The organism is Rariglobus hedericola (assembly GCF_007559335.1).
GTDB lineage: Bacteria > Verrucomicrobiota > Verrucomicrobiia > Opitutales > Opitutaceae > Rariglobus > Rariglobus hedericola.
Window position 1 is genome coordinate 587,861 of record NZ_VMBG01000001.1, and the last position, 17,649, is coordinate 605,509.

Consider the following 17,649-nt stretch of genomic DNA (forward strand, 5'->3'; position numbering starts at 1 on the left):
TTAGTCCGCCGGAGCCTCGTGAACCAAAGGAATCGCGTTCCTACGGTCGCGCGGGTGTCGCTGCAGGGCGGACGCAAAAAGCACTGCGACGAACAATAAAAGCGAGGCGATCATCGCGGCAATCGCCACGCCCTCCAGCCGGCCTCCCGCCGGATGTTGGATGCAGAAACCCGCGATCAGAAAACCGATGCCGCAGGCCGCCTGTTGGGTCACCGCGCTCAGGCCGAAATAGCGGGAGATGTAACGAGGCTTGAGGTGCAGGTTGATGAGCGCGGATGCCGGCGAGAAGCGCGCATTGTTCATCCACATGAAGAGCGTCGCGACGAGCACGGTCCCCGTGAAACCCACGGAGGGCTTGAGTCCGGCGATGAGGAAATAAATCGAGGCGGCGATCAGTGAGATCACGCCGAAGACCACGAACGGTTCCCGGCCTTTCGTGAGGCGTTCGCTCAATGGCATGAGCAGCACCGTGAGTGATCCGCCGGTTATAAAAAACACCGGCAGATCCGCTTCGGTGAACCCGGCGTTGAGGACAAGAATGCCGGAGAAAAACGTGACCATCACGGCACTGGATGCAGCCAGTAATCCGCCGACGACGAGAGCGATCCGATTGCGGGCATGCCGTGACAACACGCGCAGTTGACGCTCGGAGGCGAGACGTTCGAAAGCCGGCTGATCGAGTGCAGGCAGCCGTGCGACGAACGGCAAAATGCCGGCCATGATTACGCCGAGCAGGACAAAGCCGGCGTGCCATCCGTAGTGGGTTGCGACAAAGATCATGACCGGCAGTGCGAACGCGATCGTCATGGCGGGCTGCCAGGCGAGCGCGCGACGCAAAGCCGGACTGCGCAGCCCGGGTTGAGCAGAACGTGTGACCAGAATCGGCAACCAAGCGCAGAGAAGTCCGCCCAATACTCCGGACGTAATCCGGCCTAAAAGCAGTTCTTGGAAATTACCGGCGAGGGCGCACGCGAACAGGCTGGCGGCATACCCTGCGCAGACGATCAGCAGGCTTTTACGACCGGCGAAGGTTTCAGTGAAGAACAACGCGACGAGCCCGCATAGTCCCGCGGCCAGAGGATAAGCGGCCGACAATATCCCATGCTGGATCGTGGACAGATCCAGCACGCGGGCGAATTGCGGGCCGAGCGGCATGACCAAGGCGAAGGTCAGCACGTGGACCGATTTGACGGAGGCCAGCACCCGAAGAGCGAAACGCCCGTGTGTGTCGGTCGGGTCGCTCACGGACTACAACTGCACCGGCAGGCCGATCTCGATGATCTGCGTGGGCTGGATCTGGTAATAATCCTTCACCGGACGGGCATTGCGGCTGAGGAACGCGTAGAGGCTCTTTTGCCATTCGAACATCTTGGCATTGCCGCCGGTGATGATCATTTCGCGGTTAAAATAATACGTGGTGCTCTGCGGGTTGACCGGCACGCCCTGAGCCTTGATGCGGTCGATGAGTTTGCTGACGGAAGGCGACTCCATGTAGCCGTAACGGCCGACTGCGCGCCACACGCCTTCGCCGAGACTTTCGAGCGTCATGCGTTCCTCTTCGTCGATGGTCGGCACTTCCACCGTGCCAATGGTCAGCAGCACCACAGTCTGCTGAAGGCACTTGTTGGCTTTGAGATGGTGCAGCAAGGCGAGGGGCGTGCCCTTCGGAGTGGCCACCATGAACACGGCGCTGCCGGGCACGCGCACGATGTTTTTGCTCTTCGCCACCTGCGACAGTTCGAGCTCGGTGATGGCGCCGCCGTAGATTTTTTCCTGGATCTCGTTACGGCCGCTTTTCCACGTGTGCATGATCGCAACGACGAGGGCGGCGATCAACATGGGGAGCCATCCGCCGTCGGTGAACTTGTGGAGCGTCGAAGCGAACAGCGCCACGTCGATCACGATGAATACGCTGCACAACGAAAGGGATTTCCAGAGAGGCCAATGCCAGTGGCGTTGGGTCACCAGATAGAAGGCATACGTTGTCACGACCATCGTGCCGGTGACGGCGATACCATAGGCCGCCGCGAGACGTTCACTGGAGCCGAACATAGCCACGATGCCAATGGCGAGAATGGCGAGCGACATGTTGATCAGCGGAACGTAGATCTGCCCGGCTTGCTCCGCGCTGGTGTGCATGACGCGCAGGCGGGGGAAATAACCGAGCTGGATGGCCGAGCGCGTGAGCGAGAATGCACCTGAGATCACCGCCTGGCTGGCGATGATGGCGGCGGCGATGGAGAGCAGCGTGAGCGCACCCTGCGGCCAACCTTCGGGAACGAGATCGAAAAACGGATTGGTGGTGCCGGGGTGGTTGATGACGTAGGCGCCCTGACCGAAGTAGTTCAAAAGCAGTCCGGGAAATGCAAACCACAGCCAGGCGCGCGCAATGGCTTTGCGACCAAAGTGGCCCATGTCGGCATAGATCGCCTCGGCACCGGTCACGGCCAGCACAACCGAACCGAGCAACGTGGCGGCTCCGTGGGGATGCGTGGCGATGAGGCGCACGCCATGCATGGGATTAAGCGCCTGAAAGATTTCCGGAGCCTGCCAGATGTGCCAGATGCCGAGTGCGCCGATGACGCCGAACCAGATCATCATTACGGGACCGAAGATGTCGCCGATGAGTTTGGTGCCTTTGTGCTGCACCCAGAAAATGCCGGCGAGAATGACGCAGGCGATGAGGATGATCGTATTGTGCGCATCCTCCGAAGCGAAGTAATCGTTCACGCCGCGCAGACCTTCCGCCGCGCTGAGCACCGTGATCGCGGGAGTGATGGCGCTGTCGCCATAAAGCAAGGCGGCGCCGAACAGCATGACGAGCAGCGACGGGCCGATGCGGCGGCTGGTTTTGCGATCATCGGTTTCTTTGACGTGGCCGAGTGCCATGAGCGCAAAGATGCCGCCTTCGCCGTGATTGTCGGCACGCAGTATAAACCAGATGTATTTGACGCAGACCACGAGGATCAGCGCCCAGAAAATGAGTGAAAGCACCCCGAGCACGCCCTCGGCACGTTCGTCGAGACGGAGCGTCGCGAGGCACTCCTTCATAGTATAAAGCGGGCTGGTGCCGATATCACCAAAGACCACACCAAGCGCGCCGACGCAGAGGCCGAGCTTTACAGCGGAGGGTGCGTGCGACGAGGGATCAGCCGAAGAGCTGTGCATGAATCGGGCAGTCTCACTCACGATGACGGCGACAGTCCAACTCGTTTTTGCGATCAAGGAAAATGGCTTGCATGTCTTCCCTGCGTTGACGCGGAGGGCTGGATAAACACCGTAACGCCATCATGAGTCTACCCGCCTGGAAGGTCGCCAAGACCTACACCGACATCCTTTATCACAAAGCCGAGGGCATTGCCAAAATCACCATCAACCGGCCCGAGAAGCGCAACGCGTTCCGACCCGAAACGGTCATGGAGATGCACGACGCCCTCATCGATGCGCGCGAGGATTTGACGGTCGGCGTGATCCTGCTCACCGGCGCCGGTCCGCATGCCGATGGCAAATACGCCTTCTGCGCCGGCGGTGACCAAAGCGTTCGCGGCCATGCTGGCTATGTTGGCGGCGACGGCGTGCCGCGCCTTAATATTCTGGATGTGCAGAAGCTCATCCGCTCCATGCCGAAAGTCGTGATCGCGCTCGTCGCCGGTTATGCCATCGGTGGCGGCCACGTTCTCCATATTGTGTGCGATCTCTCGATCGCGGCGGACAACGCGATCTGCGGCCAGGTCGGCCCTAAAATGGGCAGTTTCGATGGCGGTTTTGGCTCCAGCTATCTGGCGCGCATCGTCGGCCAGAAAAAGGCCCGAGAGATCTGGTATCTCTGCCGCCAATATAACGCGCAGCAGGCGCTCGACATGGGACTCGTCAACACCGTCGTACCCATCGCCGAGCTTGAAGCCGAAGGCGTCAAATGGGCGCGTGAAATCATGGGACACAGTCCGCTGGCGATCCGCTGCCTGAAGAGCGCTTTCAATGCCGACGTGGACGGCCAAAGCGGTCTGCAGGAACTGGCCGGCAACGCCACGTTGCTCTATTACATGAGCGAAGAGGCCAAGGAATTCCACGGCGCCCAGCGCGAGAAGCGCAAGCCCGACGCCCGCAAATTTCCCTGGTTGCCGTAACGCGCTCCGCTCAAGCCACCGGTCGCGAGGGCGGGACGGCGTTGCGCTCGGCCAGTGCGGCCGTGACCTTCGCCTTGCGCGATTTGTAATACAGCGCGAGCCCGCCCTGAAAGAGCAGGGTCACGCCCATGACGATCAGATAAAACCCGAAAAACACCGGTTTTATCATTGGGCGCAGGTCATCGACAGAGATGCCGGACTGGCTGAGGTAGCTGCGCATCTCCGGCGTGAGTTGCGCCAACAGGGCGGCTTCGTCGTAGGCCAGCATGTTCTCCAAAGAATACAGGAGAATCGTCGCGAGGATGATCACCTGCGCGCGCACCAGCCACTTCATGCCATCGGCTTTTCCGGTAATCAGCTGTTTGCGACCGCGCAATTCCAGGACGCCGCAAGACGTGATGATCGCGCCGATAAACACGCCGATCCATTCGCCCATCAAAAGGGAGATCACCGTGCATAACCCGGCAAAGAGCGCCACGCTCCAGCCGTCGATGGCGGCGATAACAAGCACACGACGCAGGGATTTTTCGTTGGGGGTATCGGGCATGACGAGGGGATGAGGTTTCGAAGCGTCGTCGCAGTTGCCTTAATCGGCAAGGGTGCACGTCGATAATCGCCGGGGTCGTTCCGCTTTGCCTGCTCGACACGCCTACCGCTCCGTTCACGCTCAGGGCCAATCCCATGCCCACGATCTACGAAACCCTCCGCGCCGATATCATCACCGCCGTCAAAGCGCGCGATACGCCGCTGGCCACCATTTTGCGCACCAATGACGGCGCCATCCAGCGTGCCGCGATGGACCTCAACAAGCCCATCGACGACGAACTCGTGCTGGCGACATTGCGCAAGGCCGTGAAAAACCTGGTCGGCGCCAACGTCGAATTCGAGAAGGGCGGGCGCCAGGATTTGATCGATGCAAACCTCAAGGAAATCGCAATTATTGAGAAATACCTGCCGGCCGGTCTTGATGCGGCGAAACTGGAAGCCCTGGTGGTTGAAGCCATCGCCACGACCGGAGCACAGAGCAAAAAAGACATGGGCAAGGTGATTGGCGCGCTTAAACAGCATCCTCAGGCCGGCCTCATTGACTTCGGTTCCGTCAGCAAGCTGATCCAATCGAAGCTGCCTTGATCGGAAGGCGAGCACCCATTTAAGGGCGTTGAACAACGTGAAAAGGGCGGGTGGTCGGGAGTTTTCCATCGCGGATAAATATGCTCCCACATCCGGAGCCCTGAGTTGCGCGTAGGATGATCGCGAGCAAGCTCGCTCCCTGAATTTTCCATGAACGCTTCTCCCGTCATTCTTTGGTTTCGCCAGGACCTGCGCTTGCAGGACAACGCCGCGCTTCACGCTGCTTTGGCGCGAGGTGGGCCGGTGATTCCGGTTTATATTTGGGACGAGGCGGGCGAGGGCGACTGGACGGCGGGCGGGGCGACCAAGTGGTGGCTGCATCATTCGTTGGTCGCGCTCGATGCCTCGCTTCAAACACGCGGATCGCGGCTGATCGTGGCGAGTGGCGACAGCGGCGAGGTGTTGAGTGATTTGATCACAGAGACAGGGGCGGAGGCGGTGTATTGGAATCGTCGTTACGAGCCGGCGGTCATCGCTCGCGACAAGATCATCAAAGCCGATCTCATCGCGGCGAAGATCGAGGCGAAGAGTTTTAATTCGGCTCTGCTGTTTGAACCGCACACGATTCAGAACAAGCAGGGCAAGCCGTTTCAGGTGTTCACGCCTTACTGGCGGCATTGTCTCACGCTGCCGATGGCTCCGGCGGTGGTGATTCGCAAGGGGGACTTTCCGGCTCCGGCGGAGTGGCCGGCCTCGTTGGAGATTTCTAAGCTGAAACTGCTGCCGACGATCAAGTGGGACGGTGGATTTTACGAGGCGTGGACGCCGGGCGAGACCGGAGCGCAGGCGCAGTTGAAGCGTTTTATCGCGAAGGCGATGGAGGCGTATTCGGATCAGCGCAACACGCCGGGGATCGAGGGCACCTCGCGGTTGTCGCCACATTTTCATTTTGGCGAGATTGGTCCGCGACAGGTGTGGGCAGCGGTGCAGGCGTTGTCGAAGGACAGCGGGGTGTTCCCGCCGAACAAGGGCTCGCAGACGTTTTTGAGCGAGGTGGGCTGGCGCGAGTTTGCGCATCATCTGCTGTTTCATTTTCCGCAGACGCCGACCGAGCCGTTGCGCGAGGATTTTAAAAAATTCCCGTGGGCGAAGGACAAGGACGGAGCGTTGTTGCGGGCGTGGCAGCGTGGGCAGACGGGTTATCCGATCGTCGACGCGGGGATGCGAGAGTTGTGGCACACGGGCTGGATGCACAATCGCGTGCGCATGGTGGTCGCGTCGTTTTTGGTGAAACACCTGCGTCTGCCGTGGCAGCACGGGGCGGAGTGGTTTTGGGATACGCTGGTCGATGCCGACCTCGCGCAGAACACGCTGGGCTGGCAATGGAGTGCGGGGTGCGGGGCGGATGCGGCGCCGTATTTTCGGATTTTCGCGCCGGTAACACAGGGCGAGCGTTTTGACGGCTCGGGCGAGTATGTGCGCCAGTGGGTGCCTGAGATTGCGAAGTTGCCGGACAAGTTTTTGCACGCGCCGTGGACCGCGCCGGAGAATGTGCGCGAGTATGCGAAAATCGGCGGGAATTATCCGGATCCGGTTGTCGATCACGCGCAGGCGCGTGAGGCGGCGTTGGCGGCGTTTAAGAGTCTGCGCGGTGACAGCATCGTCGAGCGTGACGCGTGAGCGACGCACGAGTGAGCATGCGAAATCTCGTTCTCGTTTGCGGCGATCATCCAGGCGCGGGTGAAGCAATCCGAGTCAAAGGTGGTGCGCTCAACCGTGAAGAGTTGATTTTCTGATATGCCGAGGATGCGTAAAAAGTCTGACCTTCCGAAGAAAACCTGCGTGGTCTGCGGGCGTCCGTTCACGTGGCGGAAGAAATGGGAAAAGGTGTGGGATGATGTGAAGTATTGCTCCGATGCGTGCCGGATGCGAAAGGGACGGGCTACGAAATGAGTTTATCCACGTTTACACGCAGTGTTCGCATCGAGTGTCCGGCGGAAAAAGTATTTGCCTGGCATGAGCGGCCAGGGGCGTTTACACGACTTGCGCCGCCGTGGCAGAAGCTGGAAGTGATCTCCCAGATCGGCGGGATTCGCGACGGCGCACGGGTGAGTCTACGCACGAAAATCGGGCCTGTGTGGGTGCGCTGGGATGTGGAGCACCGGAACTATGTCGAAGGCGTGCAGTTTCGTGACGTGCAGCTGCGCGGACCGTTTGCGCATTGGGAGCATGTGCACCGTGTGGAGCCCGTGGACGGCGGACGGGCGTGTGTGCTGACGGACGAGATCAAATATGAGCTGCCGTTTGGCGTGCTCGGGCGGATGGGCGGCGGGGCGTTTGCCCGGAGGGAATTGGAGCGATTGTTCACCTATCGACATGCGGTGACGAAGATGGATTTGGAAAATGAAGCGCGCTATATTTCGGTGCGACCGATGCGTTTTTTAATCGCCGGTGCATCGGGATTGGTGGGGCGGGCGCTGACTGCGTTTTTGCAGACGCAAGGTCATACGGTGCTCAGGCTGGTGCGTCGTGCGACCCGGGAACGCGACGAGGTGTTTTGGAATCCGGCGAAAGGCGAGGTCGACCCGCAGGCCATGCGCGGAGTGGACGGGGTGATTAATTTATCCGGCGAAGGCGTGGCGGATAGGCGGTGGTCTGCGGAGCGCAAAGCAGCGATCCTGCGCAGTCGCATCGACAGCACGCGCACGGTGGTGTCGGCGATAGGCGCGGTGCAAAGCGAGCGGTTGCGACCGTTTGTCTTCGTGTCGGCCTCGGCCATTGGAATCTACGGCAACCGCGGGGACGAAGTGCTCGACGAAAGCGCTGTTACGGGGAGCGGATTCCTTGCAGACGTCTGCACGGCGTGGGAACGAGAGGCGGTGGCGGCGGATGCGCTCGGCGTGCGTGTGGTCGAGTTGCGCACGGGGGTGGTGCTCACACCGGCGGGCGGGGCGCTGGCGAAGTTGCTGCCGGTTTTCAAAGCGGGCCTCGGCGGTAGGCTGGGCAATGGCAAGATGTGGATGAGCTGGATCTCGCTCGATGATTTGGTGGGAGTGATTTACCACGCGGTGCTCGACCGGCGTTGTGCCGGTCCGGTGAATGCCGTGGCACCGCAGGCGGTGACGAATGCGGATTTTACCCGCGTGCTCGGTCGGGTGTTATGCAGGACGGCCGTGTTGCCGGTGCCGGCGGTGGTGTTGCGCACGGTGTTTGGAGAGATGGCGGATGAAACGCTGTTGTCGAGCGCACGGGTGGTGCCGGCGAAACTCGCGGAAGCGGGCTATGGGTTTCGCCACGAAAGTGTGGAGGTGGCGTTGCACCATCTGCTCGGGCAATCCGGTTCCAAGCTTACATGAACAGCACTACGGTTATCATCGGCGCAGGTATTTCGGGGCTCGTGCTGGCGCGTGAATTGGTAACGGCGGGCGTGCATGTGACGGTGCTTGAAAAGAGCCGCGGCTATGGCGGCCGTATGGCGACCAAGCGGGTGGGGGAGGCGGTCTTCGATCAAGGCGCGCAGTATTTCACCGTGCGTGATGCGAAGTTTATCGAACTGACCCAGAACTGGCGCAACGCGGGGCTGATTAAAAACTGGCCGGATACACCGCATCGACGGGTGGTCGGAAATCCCAGCATGACGGCGGTGCCGAAGGCTCTGGCGGAAGGCTTGGAAATTTTGCGTGAGCATAAGGTCACGGCGGCGCGCCGTATCGCCGGCGGTTATTGGGATCTCGATGTTGAAAACCACGGTGTCATTCGGGCCGATCGTTTGCTGTTCACCTGTCCGGTGCCGCAGGCGCTGGCGGTGCTGGCGGCGGGTGAAGTGGAGCTGCCCGCCGGCGAGGCGGCTTCGCTGGCGGCGCTCCAGTATCATCCGTGTCTGGCCTTGCTCGTCACGCTAGCCGGTCCCAGCGCAGTGCCGGCGGAGGGTCTCGTGTTGACGGAAGGTCCGGTGCGCTGGATCGCGGACAATGTCAAAAAAGGCATCGCTCAAGGCGCAGCTGCCGCCGTGACCATTCATGCATCCGCCGAGTTTTCGGCTGCGAACTACGGAATGCCGGAGGCTGAAGTCGCGGCGCGGTTGTTGCCCGTGGTCCAAGCGTGGTTGGGCTCACCGGCGGTCTCGACGACGTTGCATCGGTGGAAATTCAGCGAACCGGTGACGACGCACGCGGAGCGTTGCGTGTGGTTGCCTGAACTGGCGCTCGGATTGGCGGGCGATGCGTTTGCCGGATCCAAAGTCGAGGGTGCGGTCATGTCCGCCCTGGCCATGGCGGAACGTTTGCGCGGGTGATGCGATTATCTTGCCCGAATGAGGGCGAAGGCGTTTGAGTGCGGCATGTCCGCGAACGCCTACACCGACATCGTTGCAACCATCGGCCACACGCCGCTGATCAAACTCAATCGCATCGCCGCGGGAGTGCCGGCGACCATTTACCTGAAGGCGGAATTTTTCAACCCGTTGGGCAGCGTCAAGGATCGCATCGGACGCGCGATGATCGAGGCGGCGGAACGTGACGGGAAACTAAAACCCGGTGCGACGGTGATCGAGCCCACCTCGGGCAACACGGGCATCGCGCTGGCTTTCGTGTGTGCACAACGTGGATACAAGTTGATTCTTACCATGCCCGAGACGATGTCCCTCGAGCGCCGGGTTTTGTTGCGCATGCTCGGTGCGGAGATCGTGCTCACGCCCGGTGCGGAAGGCATGCCGGGCGCGATTCGCAAAGCATCGGAGTTGCTCGCACACCATGGCGAAGGCGGCTTCATTCCGCAGCAGTTTGAGAATCCCGCGAATCCGGAAATCCATCGGCTCACCACGGCGGAGGAAATCTGGACGGCGACGGGCGGAAACATTGATGCCTTTGTGGCGGGCGTCGGCACGGGCGGGACCATTACGGGTGTGTCGGAGGTGATCAAAGCGCGACGCGAGCTGCGGAGCATCGCGGTGGAGCCGACGGGCAGTCCGGTTTTATCCGGTGGCAAACCCGGGCGTCACCGCATTCAGGGCATTGGCGCGGGCTTCATTCCCAAGAACTGCAATACCTCGATCATTGATGAAGTCATCACCGTCAGCGATGACGATGCCTTGGAGACGGCGCGTCAGCTCGCGTTGCAAGATGGTATCTTGGGCGGGATTTCGACGGGAGCCAATGTCTGGGCTGCGCTGCAAGTTGCCAAACGCCCTGAATTTTCCGGAAAGACCATTGTGACTGTAGGTTGCAGCTTTGGGGAGCGCTACATTTCGACCGCTCTGGCTGAAAAAGCCCGACAGGAAGTAGCCGTTTGAACCTAGGGTATGCTGGGTAGTTCACCCATGGGGGCCCAGGTAAAACCTGTGGATACCCCAGCGACACCCTAGGGCGCATAATGAGGTAACGCGCTTGAGGGAGATGGGTAGAGGGCTCGATGGTGGGAGAATCGGGATTCCTCTAGAGTGTGGTCATGAAAACCACCCGCACTCTCAGCCGACTGCTGCTCGCTCTTGCGGGTTTTGCATTCGCATTCGCGGGTGAGGCCAACGCAGCCAATCCGGTTTCGGGTGTGTCGCTGATTACGGCTTTGAAAGATGCTCACTCCTTGGCTGCCAATCGCAGCGACCTGAAGGTGTTGCGCGTGGAAGGCACTTCGATGCTGCCCTATTTTGGAACGGGTGCGGTCTTGGTTGTTAAAACACTGGCTGCTGAAAAACTTCGTTCGGGCATGGTGGTTGTTTATACCAACCGTTTTAACGAAATCATCGCCCATCGTCTGGTGTCCGTAACGGCGAATGGTTGGACTGCTGCGGGTTACAACAACAGTAGTGATGACACGACCCCCGTTACCAGCGAAAATCTGATCGGAGTAGTTTACGCGACGTTCCATTCGGACGCGCAGGCATCGGCTCCTCTGGTCGCCTCCACTTCGGTGGAAGCCGGCACTCTGGTTGCCATGGCGGGTCCGGCCCGCTGATCGTTAGCTGATCGCTGCGAGCTGACTCGCTAATACGATCCATGTAGGGAGGCAGGCATCCAAAATCAGGCTTCCCTCTACCAATGATGATGGCCTAAGGTAACCTGTTTATGCAGAAAACCCTCGTTATTCTTAAACCCGATTGCATGGCTAATAAACATGCGGGCAGCGTCATCGACCGCTTTGAAAAAGCCGGTTTCGAGATCGTTGGAGCCAAAATGATCCGCCTCTCCTCCGAGGTGCTGCGCTCCCATTACGCGCACGTGGCTGACAAACCTTTCTATCCCGAGATCGAAGCTTTCATGAGCTCGCGGCCCGTGATCGTTGTCGCGCTGCAGGGCGACGATGTGGTGGCAAAGATCCGCGAACTGCTCGGCCCGACCGACTCCCGCAAGGCCGCCAAGGGCACCATCCGTGGCGATTTCGGCACCGAGATGATGAAGAACGTTGTTCACGCTTCTGATAGTGATGAAAACGCCCGCATCGAACTGGCCCGTTTCTTCAAGTCGGACGAGATCTTCGCTTAAAAAACGAAGTCTGCTTGATTTAAAAACAAAGGCCGTCCGGAGAAATCCGGGCGGCCTTTGTTTTTTTAACCTCATCGAGATTATCGAGAGGGATAATGCTTCAGGTGCAGCCGCGCAGAAAAAACAGAATCAAGAGCACGGGAACGGGCACACCAACGAGCCACAGGAAAATCCATCCGATTTTACCGGCGTGTTTGTTTTTGGATTTGAATAAAAGGTTCATGGTATTTTACGGGGTTGAATTAACGGAATCGAAGACGCGGGTGCGGGTGTGTAAATAGGTAATCCAGTGCGTCCTAAATCCATTAACGCATCTCGCGTGCCACGAGTTGGGTTCGGTTATAAGCTTATTTAATCAAGTGAGATACGCGTATTTTATATATTTTCGTATTAGGCGGGCATACATAACCTGCACGATGGGCACGCGGGAGAGTGTGCCTTTTGCAACGAGTCAAAACACGCGGCTTAGCGAAAAACCGCTAAACTCACGCTTGACGGATTTGGATAAAACCAAACTGTCTTCCGCTCCAACAGACGCCCTCATCGTCTATCGGTTAGGACAAGGGATTCTCAATCCTTAAAGCGGGGTTCAACTCCCCGTGGGGGCACCACTCTAAATCAAACCCGTAGGCTCTTGTAGCTTACGGGTTTTTTGTTGGCTCGTGGAGTAACCTTCGCTCACTTCGCGTTGTTCGCATAATTTCCTGCGTCAGGTAATCAATTTTAAATGGCTGGTAGCCAAGTCCCGTAGCTGTGCTCCAACTCTTTTCTTTGACGGAAAACTAATGCAAAGCTGATCGAATGCCCGCTGGTGCCTAGCCTTTTCTGTAAACGAAAACCTAGGTCACGGCTGGCAAAAGAAGCTCTGAAGGGTCGACAATTTAAAGTAGTAAAAGCCACTCGAAAACAGCGGCTTTTAATGAATCACTCCACGACCTTATTTCATGTCTCCAGGAAACCCTGAATTGGTAAACGCTTTGGTGCAGGTGCTCGGTTCCGAGAATGTGCTCACAGCCCTGGAGGATATTTTACCCTATGGGTTTGATGGGACGGCAACATTTAAGCAGCGGCCCGTCGCTGTCGTGTTTGCGCACGATGCCGCGCAGGTTTCCGCCGTCATCAAACTCGCGCGGACTCATCGTGCGCCGGTGGTGACGCGAGGCAGCGGCACCGGGCTTTCCGGTGGCAGTGTGCCGGTTCCGGGGGCGGTGGTGTTGTGTCTGGTGAAGATGGACCGCATCCTCGAAGTGGATCCGGCCAATCTCACGCTGCGCGCCGAGGCGGGGGCGATTACTCAAAAGATCTTTGATGCAGCCGATGCCACGGGGCTTTTTTATCCGCCCGATCCCGGTTCGATGAAAATCAGCACCATCGGCGGTAATGTTGCGGAAAACTCCGGCGGTCTGCGCGGGCTCAAATATGGAGTCACCCGCGATTATGTCATGGGACTCGAGGTTGTTCTGGCCGACGGTTCCATCTGCTGGCTCGGAAGCAAGTGCGTGAAGGATGTCGCCGGCTACAACCTTCGTGACTTGTTCATCGGCAGCGAAGGCACGTTGGGCGTGGTGACGCAGGTGCTTTTGAAGCTGCTGCCTAAGCCGGCGGCGCGGCAGACGTTGCTGGCGACCTATGCACGCATGGACTCGGCGGCGGAGACAGTGTCGGCGATCATCGCTGCGAAGATCATTCCGTGCACGCTGGAGTTTCTTGATCGCAAGACTATCCAGTGCGTTGAGGACTTTGCGAAGGTCGGTCTGCCGCGCGATGCCGAGGCGATTCTTCTCATCGAAACGGACGGACACCCTGCGGCCGTTGCCGACGAGGCGGCCAAGATCGAGGAGCTTTGCCGAGCCCACGGCGCGACCTCGGTGCGTCGTGCCGCCACGGCGGCCGAGGCGGCGCAACTGGCTACGGCGCGCCGGAGTGCGTTCAGTGCCTTGGCCCGGTTGCGCCCGACGACGATCCTTGAGGATGTCACGGTTCCGCGCAGCGAACTCGCCGGCATGATTCGTGAGGTCGAGGCCATCGCGACGCGACATCAGCTGAACATCGCCACCTTCGGTCATTTTGGTGACGGTAATCTGCATCCGACCATTCTCACCGACGAACGCGATACGGCCGAGATGCACCGCGTGGAGCTGGCGTTTGCCGACATCGTTCAGGCGACGCTTGCCCGCGGCGGCACGATCACTGGCGAACATGGCGTAGGCCTGGCCAAGAAACCGTTTCTCAAGAGTCAGCTGGGCGATGCCTCTTACGAGTTGTTGCGGTTGGTAAAGCGCTCGCTTGATCCCGACGGATTGCTGAACCCAGGCAAAATTTTCGACCAGTCATGAAGACCCTCGCCGAAATGGATTACTCGGTGCTGCAGCAATGCATGCACTGCGGCATATGTCTGCCGACTTGTCCGACCTACCTTGAGACGAAAGAAGAGCGCAATTCACCGCGCGGCCGTATCGCTCTGATGCGCGCTGTCGCGGACGAGGAGCTGGACATCACCAAGGCGTTTGGCGACGAGATGTATTATTGCCTGGGTTGTCTGGCGTGCACGACCGCGTGTCCGGCGGGAGTGAATTATGCGGAGCTGTTTGAAACGGCCCGTGCCGATGTCGAAAAGAAGGGCGTGCTGGCTTCGCCCAAACGCGATGCGATCCGCTGGTTTGCGTTGAGATTGATTTTCACGCGTCCGCGGTTGCTGCGTGCGATGGGACGGATGCTTTGGCTTTGGCAGGCCAGCGGCGCGCAAATGGCATTTAGAAAACTCAAACTTACGCGGTTGCTGCCGGCGAATTTGCGTCAGCTTGAACCGCAGGCGCCGACGGTTCTGGCGAAGTTTTCGCATCAGCTCATCAAGCCCGTGGAGAAACCGGCGTCGGTGAAACGCCGCGTGGCCGTGCTGACCGGTTGCGTGCAGGATCTGGTGTTCGCTGATGTGAACCGCGCGACCGTGGACGTGTTGCTGGCCAATGGCTGCGAGGTGCACACGCCTCCGGTGCAGCCCTGCTGTGGTTCATTGCATGCACACAATGGCGACACGGATACGGCAGGGGAGTTGGCGCGGCGTCAGTTGGACCTGTTCGATCCATTTGTTTTTGACGCGATCATTTCAAATGCGGGTGGCTGCGGGTCACATCTACGGCATTACGATCACTTGCTGGCCGAAGATCCGGTGTATGCCGCGCGTGCGGCGGAGTGGTCGCGGAAACTTAAAGATATCTCCGAGTATCTGGTCGAAATCGGATTCCGTAAGCCGACCGGTGCGGCCACTGCATCAACCGAGGTGACCTATCACGAGTCCTGCCATCTGTGCCACGGGCAGAAGGTGAGCAAGCAACCGCGAGAGATTTTGAACGCCATTCCCGGTGTCAAATTGAGCGAGTGTGCCGAGGCAACGATGTGCTGCGGTAGCGCGGGCATCTATAACATCACCCAGCCCGAAACCTCCGGCTGGCTGCAAGAGCGCAAGCTCGGCCATCTACGTGCAACGGGGGCCGAAGTGGTCGCGACGGCGAATCCGGGGTGTCACTTGCAGATCGCCAACGGGTTTGCGCAGAGCGGTGAAAAAACAACCGTGGTTCATCCGGTCGTGCTGCTGGCCCAGGCCTATCGAAACGAAACCGGCGCAGCCCGCTGAGACGTTTCACTGATGGCTTTCCTTCGCGGGCATTCCTTGGGATGCTCGCGAGTGATGTCATCTGTTGAACTCCTCGCCCGTATCGAAGCAGGTAAAGCCGCCGTCCTCGCGCAGACGGAATTCATGCACCGCGAGTTCGGCCGTGTTAAAAGCGAATGGAAATACGACGGCACGCGCGTGACCGCCGCCGACATCGCGATTTCCGAAAACATTTTTAAAGAGCTCGGTGCGCAGTTTCCCGACGATCATTATTTCAGTGAGGAGTTGGCGGAGACCGACGTGCCCGCGCCGCTCACTCAGCGTTTCGCCTGGGTGCTTGATCCGATCGACGGCACCAACAACTACGCGACCGGCATTCCTTACTGCGCGATTTCCCTGGCTCTGCTGGAGAATGGCACGCCGGTTTATGGTGTCGTTTATGATCTAGCCCGCCGCGTGCTGATTCATGGCGGACCCGGTTTTGGTTTGTGGGATGGAGAGCGCGAGGCGCACGTGAAGACCTCGCCTCCGGACGCGCAGAGCATGCTTGGGTTCCACAGTCCCCATGACAAAGGGTTCTCGCACCATGCGACCGCTCTGGTGGAAAATTTTAAACTACGCGGACTGGGCAGCAGCACGCTGCATCTGGCGTATGTCGCGGTCGGATTACTCGACGCGACGGTCGATCACAATGTGCGCATCTGGGATATCGCCGCAGCTGTGCCGCTCGTGTGGGCCGGTGGCGGCCAGGTTCAATTTCTAAACGGCGAACAATTCCCCATGAAAGTCTTCAACTTGAAGATGGACCGTATTCAGTTTGTCGCGGGCAATGCGTCGGCCTGCGCAACGCTGAGAACCTTGCTCAAGGTTTAACAACTACCGCCTGGCTCTTCGTCCTGGAAGGCGAGTGTCGCGCGGGACACGCACAAAAAAAGCGCTCCGTTACAGGAGCGCTTTTTTTGCGGCTGGATAGGAGCCGAGGGGAGCTCAGAGCTCGTAGGTCTTCAAGGGGACCGGATCGATGATCTTGCTGCCGGGCATCTTGGACTCGAGTTCCTTGGTGAACCAGTCGCGCGCGGCCTGGTCGCCATGGGTCAGGACCACGCTGCGGGCCTGCGTCTGGATGGCGAACTCGGCGAGCTCTTCGCGGTCGGCGTGGCCGCTCAACTCGAAGCGCTCGACGCGAGCCTGGAGCTTCGTGGTGACGTTGGCCGTGGCGAAGGTGAAGTCTTCACCCTGCTTCGCCTGAAGGAGCTGGCCGCCGGGTGTATCGGGATCGCAGTAGCCGACGAAGCCGATGGTGTTTTTGTCGCTGCCGATCAGGCCGGAAGCGAGCGTGTAGCTGGGCGTGCGCTCGACCAGCATGCCGGAGCTGATGATGTAGAGAGCGTTTTGCTTGAGATCCTTGCCGGCATCGAGCTTGCGCGCGGTGGGCTGGATATTGAGCTCTTTGATGATGTTACGGTTGAACTGGACGTGCTGATACTTGCGCGAGATTTCGTCGAAGTAGTCGGCCAGTGCCATGCCCATACCGGCGGCGTAGATCGGGCATTTCACGAGGCGGCCGAATTTACGGGCGTCGTGGATGATCGAGAGGATTTCCTGCATGCGGCCGAGGGCGAACACGGGAAGGAGGAACGAACCGCCGCGGTTGATCGTGTCGTTGATCGAAGCGATCAGGCGGGAGACTTCATTGACGCGCTCCTTGCCGACCTGGCGCTCGGTGGTGCCACGGGTCGTCTCCATGATGACGGTGTCGAAGTGGCCGGAGGGGAACTGCGCGCCGCGGAGGGTGCGCTGGTTCTCGAACAGCACGTCGCCAGTCACGAAGATGTGGCGGTCCTTGTGGTGGAGCTCGACGGCGCAGGCACCGGCAACGTGGCCGGCGTGGTGCATCATGATCTCGACCTCATCGGTCTTGCCCTTGAACTTTTGGGGCTGGAGGAACTCCATGCCGGTGAAACGCGGCACGCAGCGGTCCACTTCTTCGTGGGTGAAGAGCGGGTAATCGGGGATGTTGTTCTCCTCCTTCTGGCGCAACATGACGTTGGCCGAGTTATGGAGCATGCGATCCAGGATCATCTTGCTCGAATGGGTCATGACGACCTTGGCATTCGGGTGCTGACGCATGATCACCGGCAAGCTGCCGATATGATCCAAGTGACAGTGGGTGATGATGATGAGATCGAGGCTGATATCCTTGATTAAGGAAAAATCAGGCATGGCCAGCCGACCCGCTTGCTTGGGGTTCAACCCGGAGTCGATGAGGATATTTACATCACCAATCTGCAGGTAGATAGAGTTGGCACCGATCCCTCCTTGGGGATTCAAATCAATTAACTTCATTTATAAACGGTCA

The 17,649-nt window shown here is 59.3% G+C and carries 17 protein-coding genes and 1 tRNA gene; 13 read left to right on the top strand and 5 right to left on the bottom strand.

The window, feature by feature from the left end:
- Positions 1 to 1,245 carry an MFS transporter gene (locus FPL22_RS02710; RefSeq protein ID WP_144228577.1) on the bottom strand — a complete coding sequence of 415 codons (1,245 nt, stop codon included), beginning with the start codon at positions 1,243 to 1,245 and terminating at the stop codon, positions 1 to 3.
- A 3-nt stretch (positions 1,246 to 1,248) separates the two neighbouring features.
- Entirely contained in the window at positions 1,249 to 3,189 is a 1,941-nt protein-coding gene (locus tag FPL22_RS02715; RefSeq protein ID WP_238991294.1) for a potassium transporter Kup, read from the bottom strand.
- 101 nt (positions 3,190 to 3,290) lie between these two features.
- Between FPL22_RS02715 and menB the strand changes: the two genes are divergently transcribed.
- Entirely contained in the window at positions 3,291 to 4,127 is an 837-nt protein-coding gene (menB, locus tag FPL22_RS02720; RefSeq protein WP_144228578.1) for a 1,4-dihydroxy-2-naphthoyl-CoA synthase, read from the top strand.
- Positions 4,128 to 4,137: 10 nt separating this feature from the next.
- On the opposite strand, the gene FPL22_RS02725 is transcribed toward menB, so the two are convergent.
- Positions 4,138 to 4,674: a hypothetical protein gene (locus FPL22_RS02725; RefSeq protein WP_144228579.1), complete on the bottom strand. Its 537-nt coding sequence runs from the start codon at positions 4,672 to 4,674 to the stop codon at positions 4,138 to 4,140.
- A gap of 134 nt (positions 4,675 to 4,808) precedes the next feature.
- Here FPL22_RS02725 and FPL22_RS02730 point away from each other — a divergent pair, with 134 nt between their 5' ends.
- From FPL22_RS02730 to ndk, 8 genes are all read left to right on the top strand, one after another.
- A complete protein-coding gene (locus FPL22_RS02730; protein ID WP_144228580.1) occupies positions 4,809 to 5,258 on the top strand; it encodes a GatB/YqeY domain-containing protein in 450 nt (149 codons plus the stop codon).
- Positions 5,259 to 5,408: 150 nt separating this feature from the next.
- A complete protein-coding gene (locus tag FPL22_RS02735) occupies positions 5,409 to 6,878 on the top strand; it encodes a cryptochrome/photolyase family protein (protein ID WP_144228581.1) in 1,470 nt (489 codons plus the stop codon).
- Positions 6,879 to 6,995: 117 nt separating this feature from the next.
- Positions 6,996 to 7,151, top strand: coding sequence for a DUF2256 domain-containing protein (locus FPL22_RS18155; protein ID WP_144228582.1), 156 nt, complete (start codon positions 6,996 to 6,998; stop codon positions 7,149 to 7,151).
- Positions 7,148 to 8,554, top strand: coding sequence for a TIGR01777 family oxidoreductase (locus tag FPL22_RS02745; RefSeq protein ID WP_144228583.1), 1,407 nt, complete (start codon positions 7,148 to 7,150; stop codon positions 8,552 to 8,554). The genes FPL22_RS18155 and FPL22_RS02745 overlap by 4 nt, the downstream gene beginning before the upstream one ends.
- Positions 8,551 to 9,492, top strand: coding sequence for an NAD(P)/FAD-dependent oxidoreductase (locus FPL22_RS02750; RefSeq protein WP_144228584.1), 942 nt, complete (start codon positions 8,551 to 8,553; stop codon positions 9,490 to 9,492). The genes FPL22_RS02745 and FPL22_RS02750 overlap by 4 nt, the downstream gene beginning before the upstream one ends.
- Before the next feature lie 45 nt (positions 9,493 to 9,537).
- On the top strand, positions 9,538 to 10,488 hold the full coding sequence (gene cysK / locus FPL22_RS02755) for a cysteine synthase A (RefSeq protein ID WP_144228585.1): 951 nt from the start codon (positions 9,538 to 9,540) through the stop codon (positions 10,486 to 10,488).
- 155 nt (positions 10,489 to 10,643) lie between these two features.
- Positions 10,644 to 11,150, top strand: a complete 507-nt coding sequence (locus tag FPL22_RS02760; RefSeq protein WP_144228586.1) for a signal peptidase I — start codon at positions 10,644 to 10,646, stop codon at positions 11,148 to 11,150.
- A gap of 110 nt (positions 11,151 to 11,260) precedes the next feature.
- Complete coding sequence (gene ndk, locus FPL22_RS02765; RefSeq protein WP_144228587.1) at positions 11,261 to 11,677, top strand: nucleoside-diphosphate kinase; 417 nt, start codon at positions 11,261 to 11,263, stop codon at positions 11,675 to 11,677.
- 100 nt (positions 11,678 to 11,777) lie between these two features.
- On the opposite strand, the gene FPL22_RS18070 is transcribed toward ndk, so the two are convergent.
- On the bottom strand, positions 11,778 to 11,900 hold the full coding sequence (locus FPL22_RS18070; RefSeq protein WP_275263006.1) for a hypothetical protein: 123 nt from the start codon (positions 11,898 to 11,900) through the stop codon (positions 11,778 to 11,780).
- Positions 11,901 to 12,213: 313 nt separating this feature from the next.
- On the opposite strand from FPL22_RS18070, the gene FPL22_RS02770 reads away from it, so the two are divergent.
- From FPL22_RS02770 to FPL22_RS02785, 4 genes are all read left to right on the top strand, one after another.
- Positions 12,214 to 12,288 (top strand) — tRNA-Glu (locus FPL22_RS02770).
- A gap of 333 nt (positions 12,289 to 12,621) precedes the next feature.
- The gene (locus FPL22_RS02775) at positions 12,622 to 14,013 is read left to right on the top strand and encodes an FAD-binding oxidoreductase (RefSeq protein WP_144228588.1); all 1,392 of its coding nucleotides are present in this window, start codon (positions 12,622 to 12,624) and stop codon (positions 14,011 to 14,013) included.
- Entirely contained in the window at positions 14,010 to 15,311 is a 1,302-nt protein-coding gene (locus tag FPL22_RS02780) for a (Fe-S)-binding protein (RefSeq protein ID WP_144228589.1), read from the top strand. The genes FPL22_RS02775 and FPL22_RS02780 overlap by 4 nt, the downstream gene beginning before the upstream one ends.
- Positions 15,312 to 15,365: 54 nt before the next feature.
- Positions 15,366 to 16,163, top strand: coding sequence for an inositol monophosphatase family protein (locus FPL22_RS02785; protein ID WP_144228590.1), 798 nt, complete (start codon positions 15,366 to 15,368; stop codon positions 16,161 to 16,163).
- Positions 16,164 to 16,277: 114 nt separating this feature from the next.
- On the opposite strand, the gene FPL22_RS02790 is transcribed toward FPL22_RS02785, so the two are convergent.
- Positions 16,278 to 17,636, bottom strand: coding sequence for an MBL fold metallo-hydrolase (locus tag FPL22_RS02790; protein WP_144228591.1), 1,359 nt, complete (start codon positions 17,634 to 17,636; stop codon positions 16,278 to 16,280).
- Positions 17,637 to 17,649 lie beyond the last annotated feature (13 nt).

Bases quoted from the DNA above. Each gene is read 5' to 3' on its own strand.
- menB (WP_144228578.1), top strand. From the start codon at position 3,291: ATGAGTCTACCCGCCTGGAAGGTCGCCAAGACCTACACCGACATCCTT.
- FPL22_RS02725 (WP_144228579.1), bottom strand. From the start codon at position 4,674: ATGCCCGATACCCCCAACGAAAAATCCCTGCGTCGTGTGCTTGTTATC.
- FPL22_RS02730 (WP_144228580.1), top strand. From the start codon at position 4,809: ATGCCCACGATCTACGAAACCCTCCGCGCCGATATCATCACCGCCGTC.
- FPL22_RS02735 (WP_144228581.1), top strand. From the start codon at position 5,409: ATGAACGCTTCTCCCGTCATTCTTTGGTTTCGCCAGGACCTGCGCTTG.
- FPL22_RS18155 (WP_144228582.1), top strand. From the start codon at position 6,996: ATGCCGAGGATGCGTAAAAAGTCTGACCTTCCGAAGAAAACCTGCGTG.
- FPL22_RS02745 (WP_144228583.1), top strand. From the start codon at position 7,148: ATGAGTTTATCCACGTTTACACGCAGTGTTCGCATCGAGTGTCCGGCG.
- FPL22_RS02750 (WP_144228584.1), top strand. From the start codon at position 8,551: ATGAACAGCACTACGGTTATCATCGGCGCAGGTATTTCGGGGCTCGTG.
- cysK (WP_144228585.1), top strand. From the start codon at position 9,538: ATGTCCGCGAACGCCTACACCGACATCGTTGCAACCATCGGCCACACG.
- FPL22_RS02760 (WP_144228586.1), top strand. From the start codon at position 10,644: ATGAAAACCACCCGCACTCTCAGCCGACTGCTGCTCGCTCTTGCGGGT.
- ndk (WP_144228587.1), top strand. From the start codon at position 11,261: ATGCAGAAAACCCTCGTTATTCTTAAACCCGATTGCATGGCTAATAAA.
- FPL22_RS18070 (WP_275263006.1), bottom strand. From the start codon at position 11,900: ATGAACCTTTTATTCAAATCCAAAAACAAACACGCCGGTAAAATCGGA.
- FPL22_RS02775 (WP_144228588.1), top strand. From the start codon at position 12,622: ATGTCTCCAGGAAACCCTGAATTGGTAAACGCTTTGGTGCAGGTGCTC.
- FPL22_RS02780 (WP_144228589.1), top strand. From the start codon at position 14,010: ATGAAGACCCTCGCCGAAATGGATTACTCGGTGCTGCAGCAATGCATG.
- FPL22_RS02785 (WP_144228590.1), top strand. From the start codon at position 15,366: ATGTCATCTGTTGAACTCCTCGCCCGTATCGAAGCAGGTAAAGCCGCC.
- FPL22_RS02790 (WP_144228591.1), bottom strand. From the start codon at position 17,636: ATGAAGTTAATTGATTTGAATCCCCAAGGAGGGATCGGTGCCAACTCT.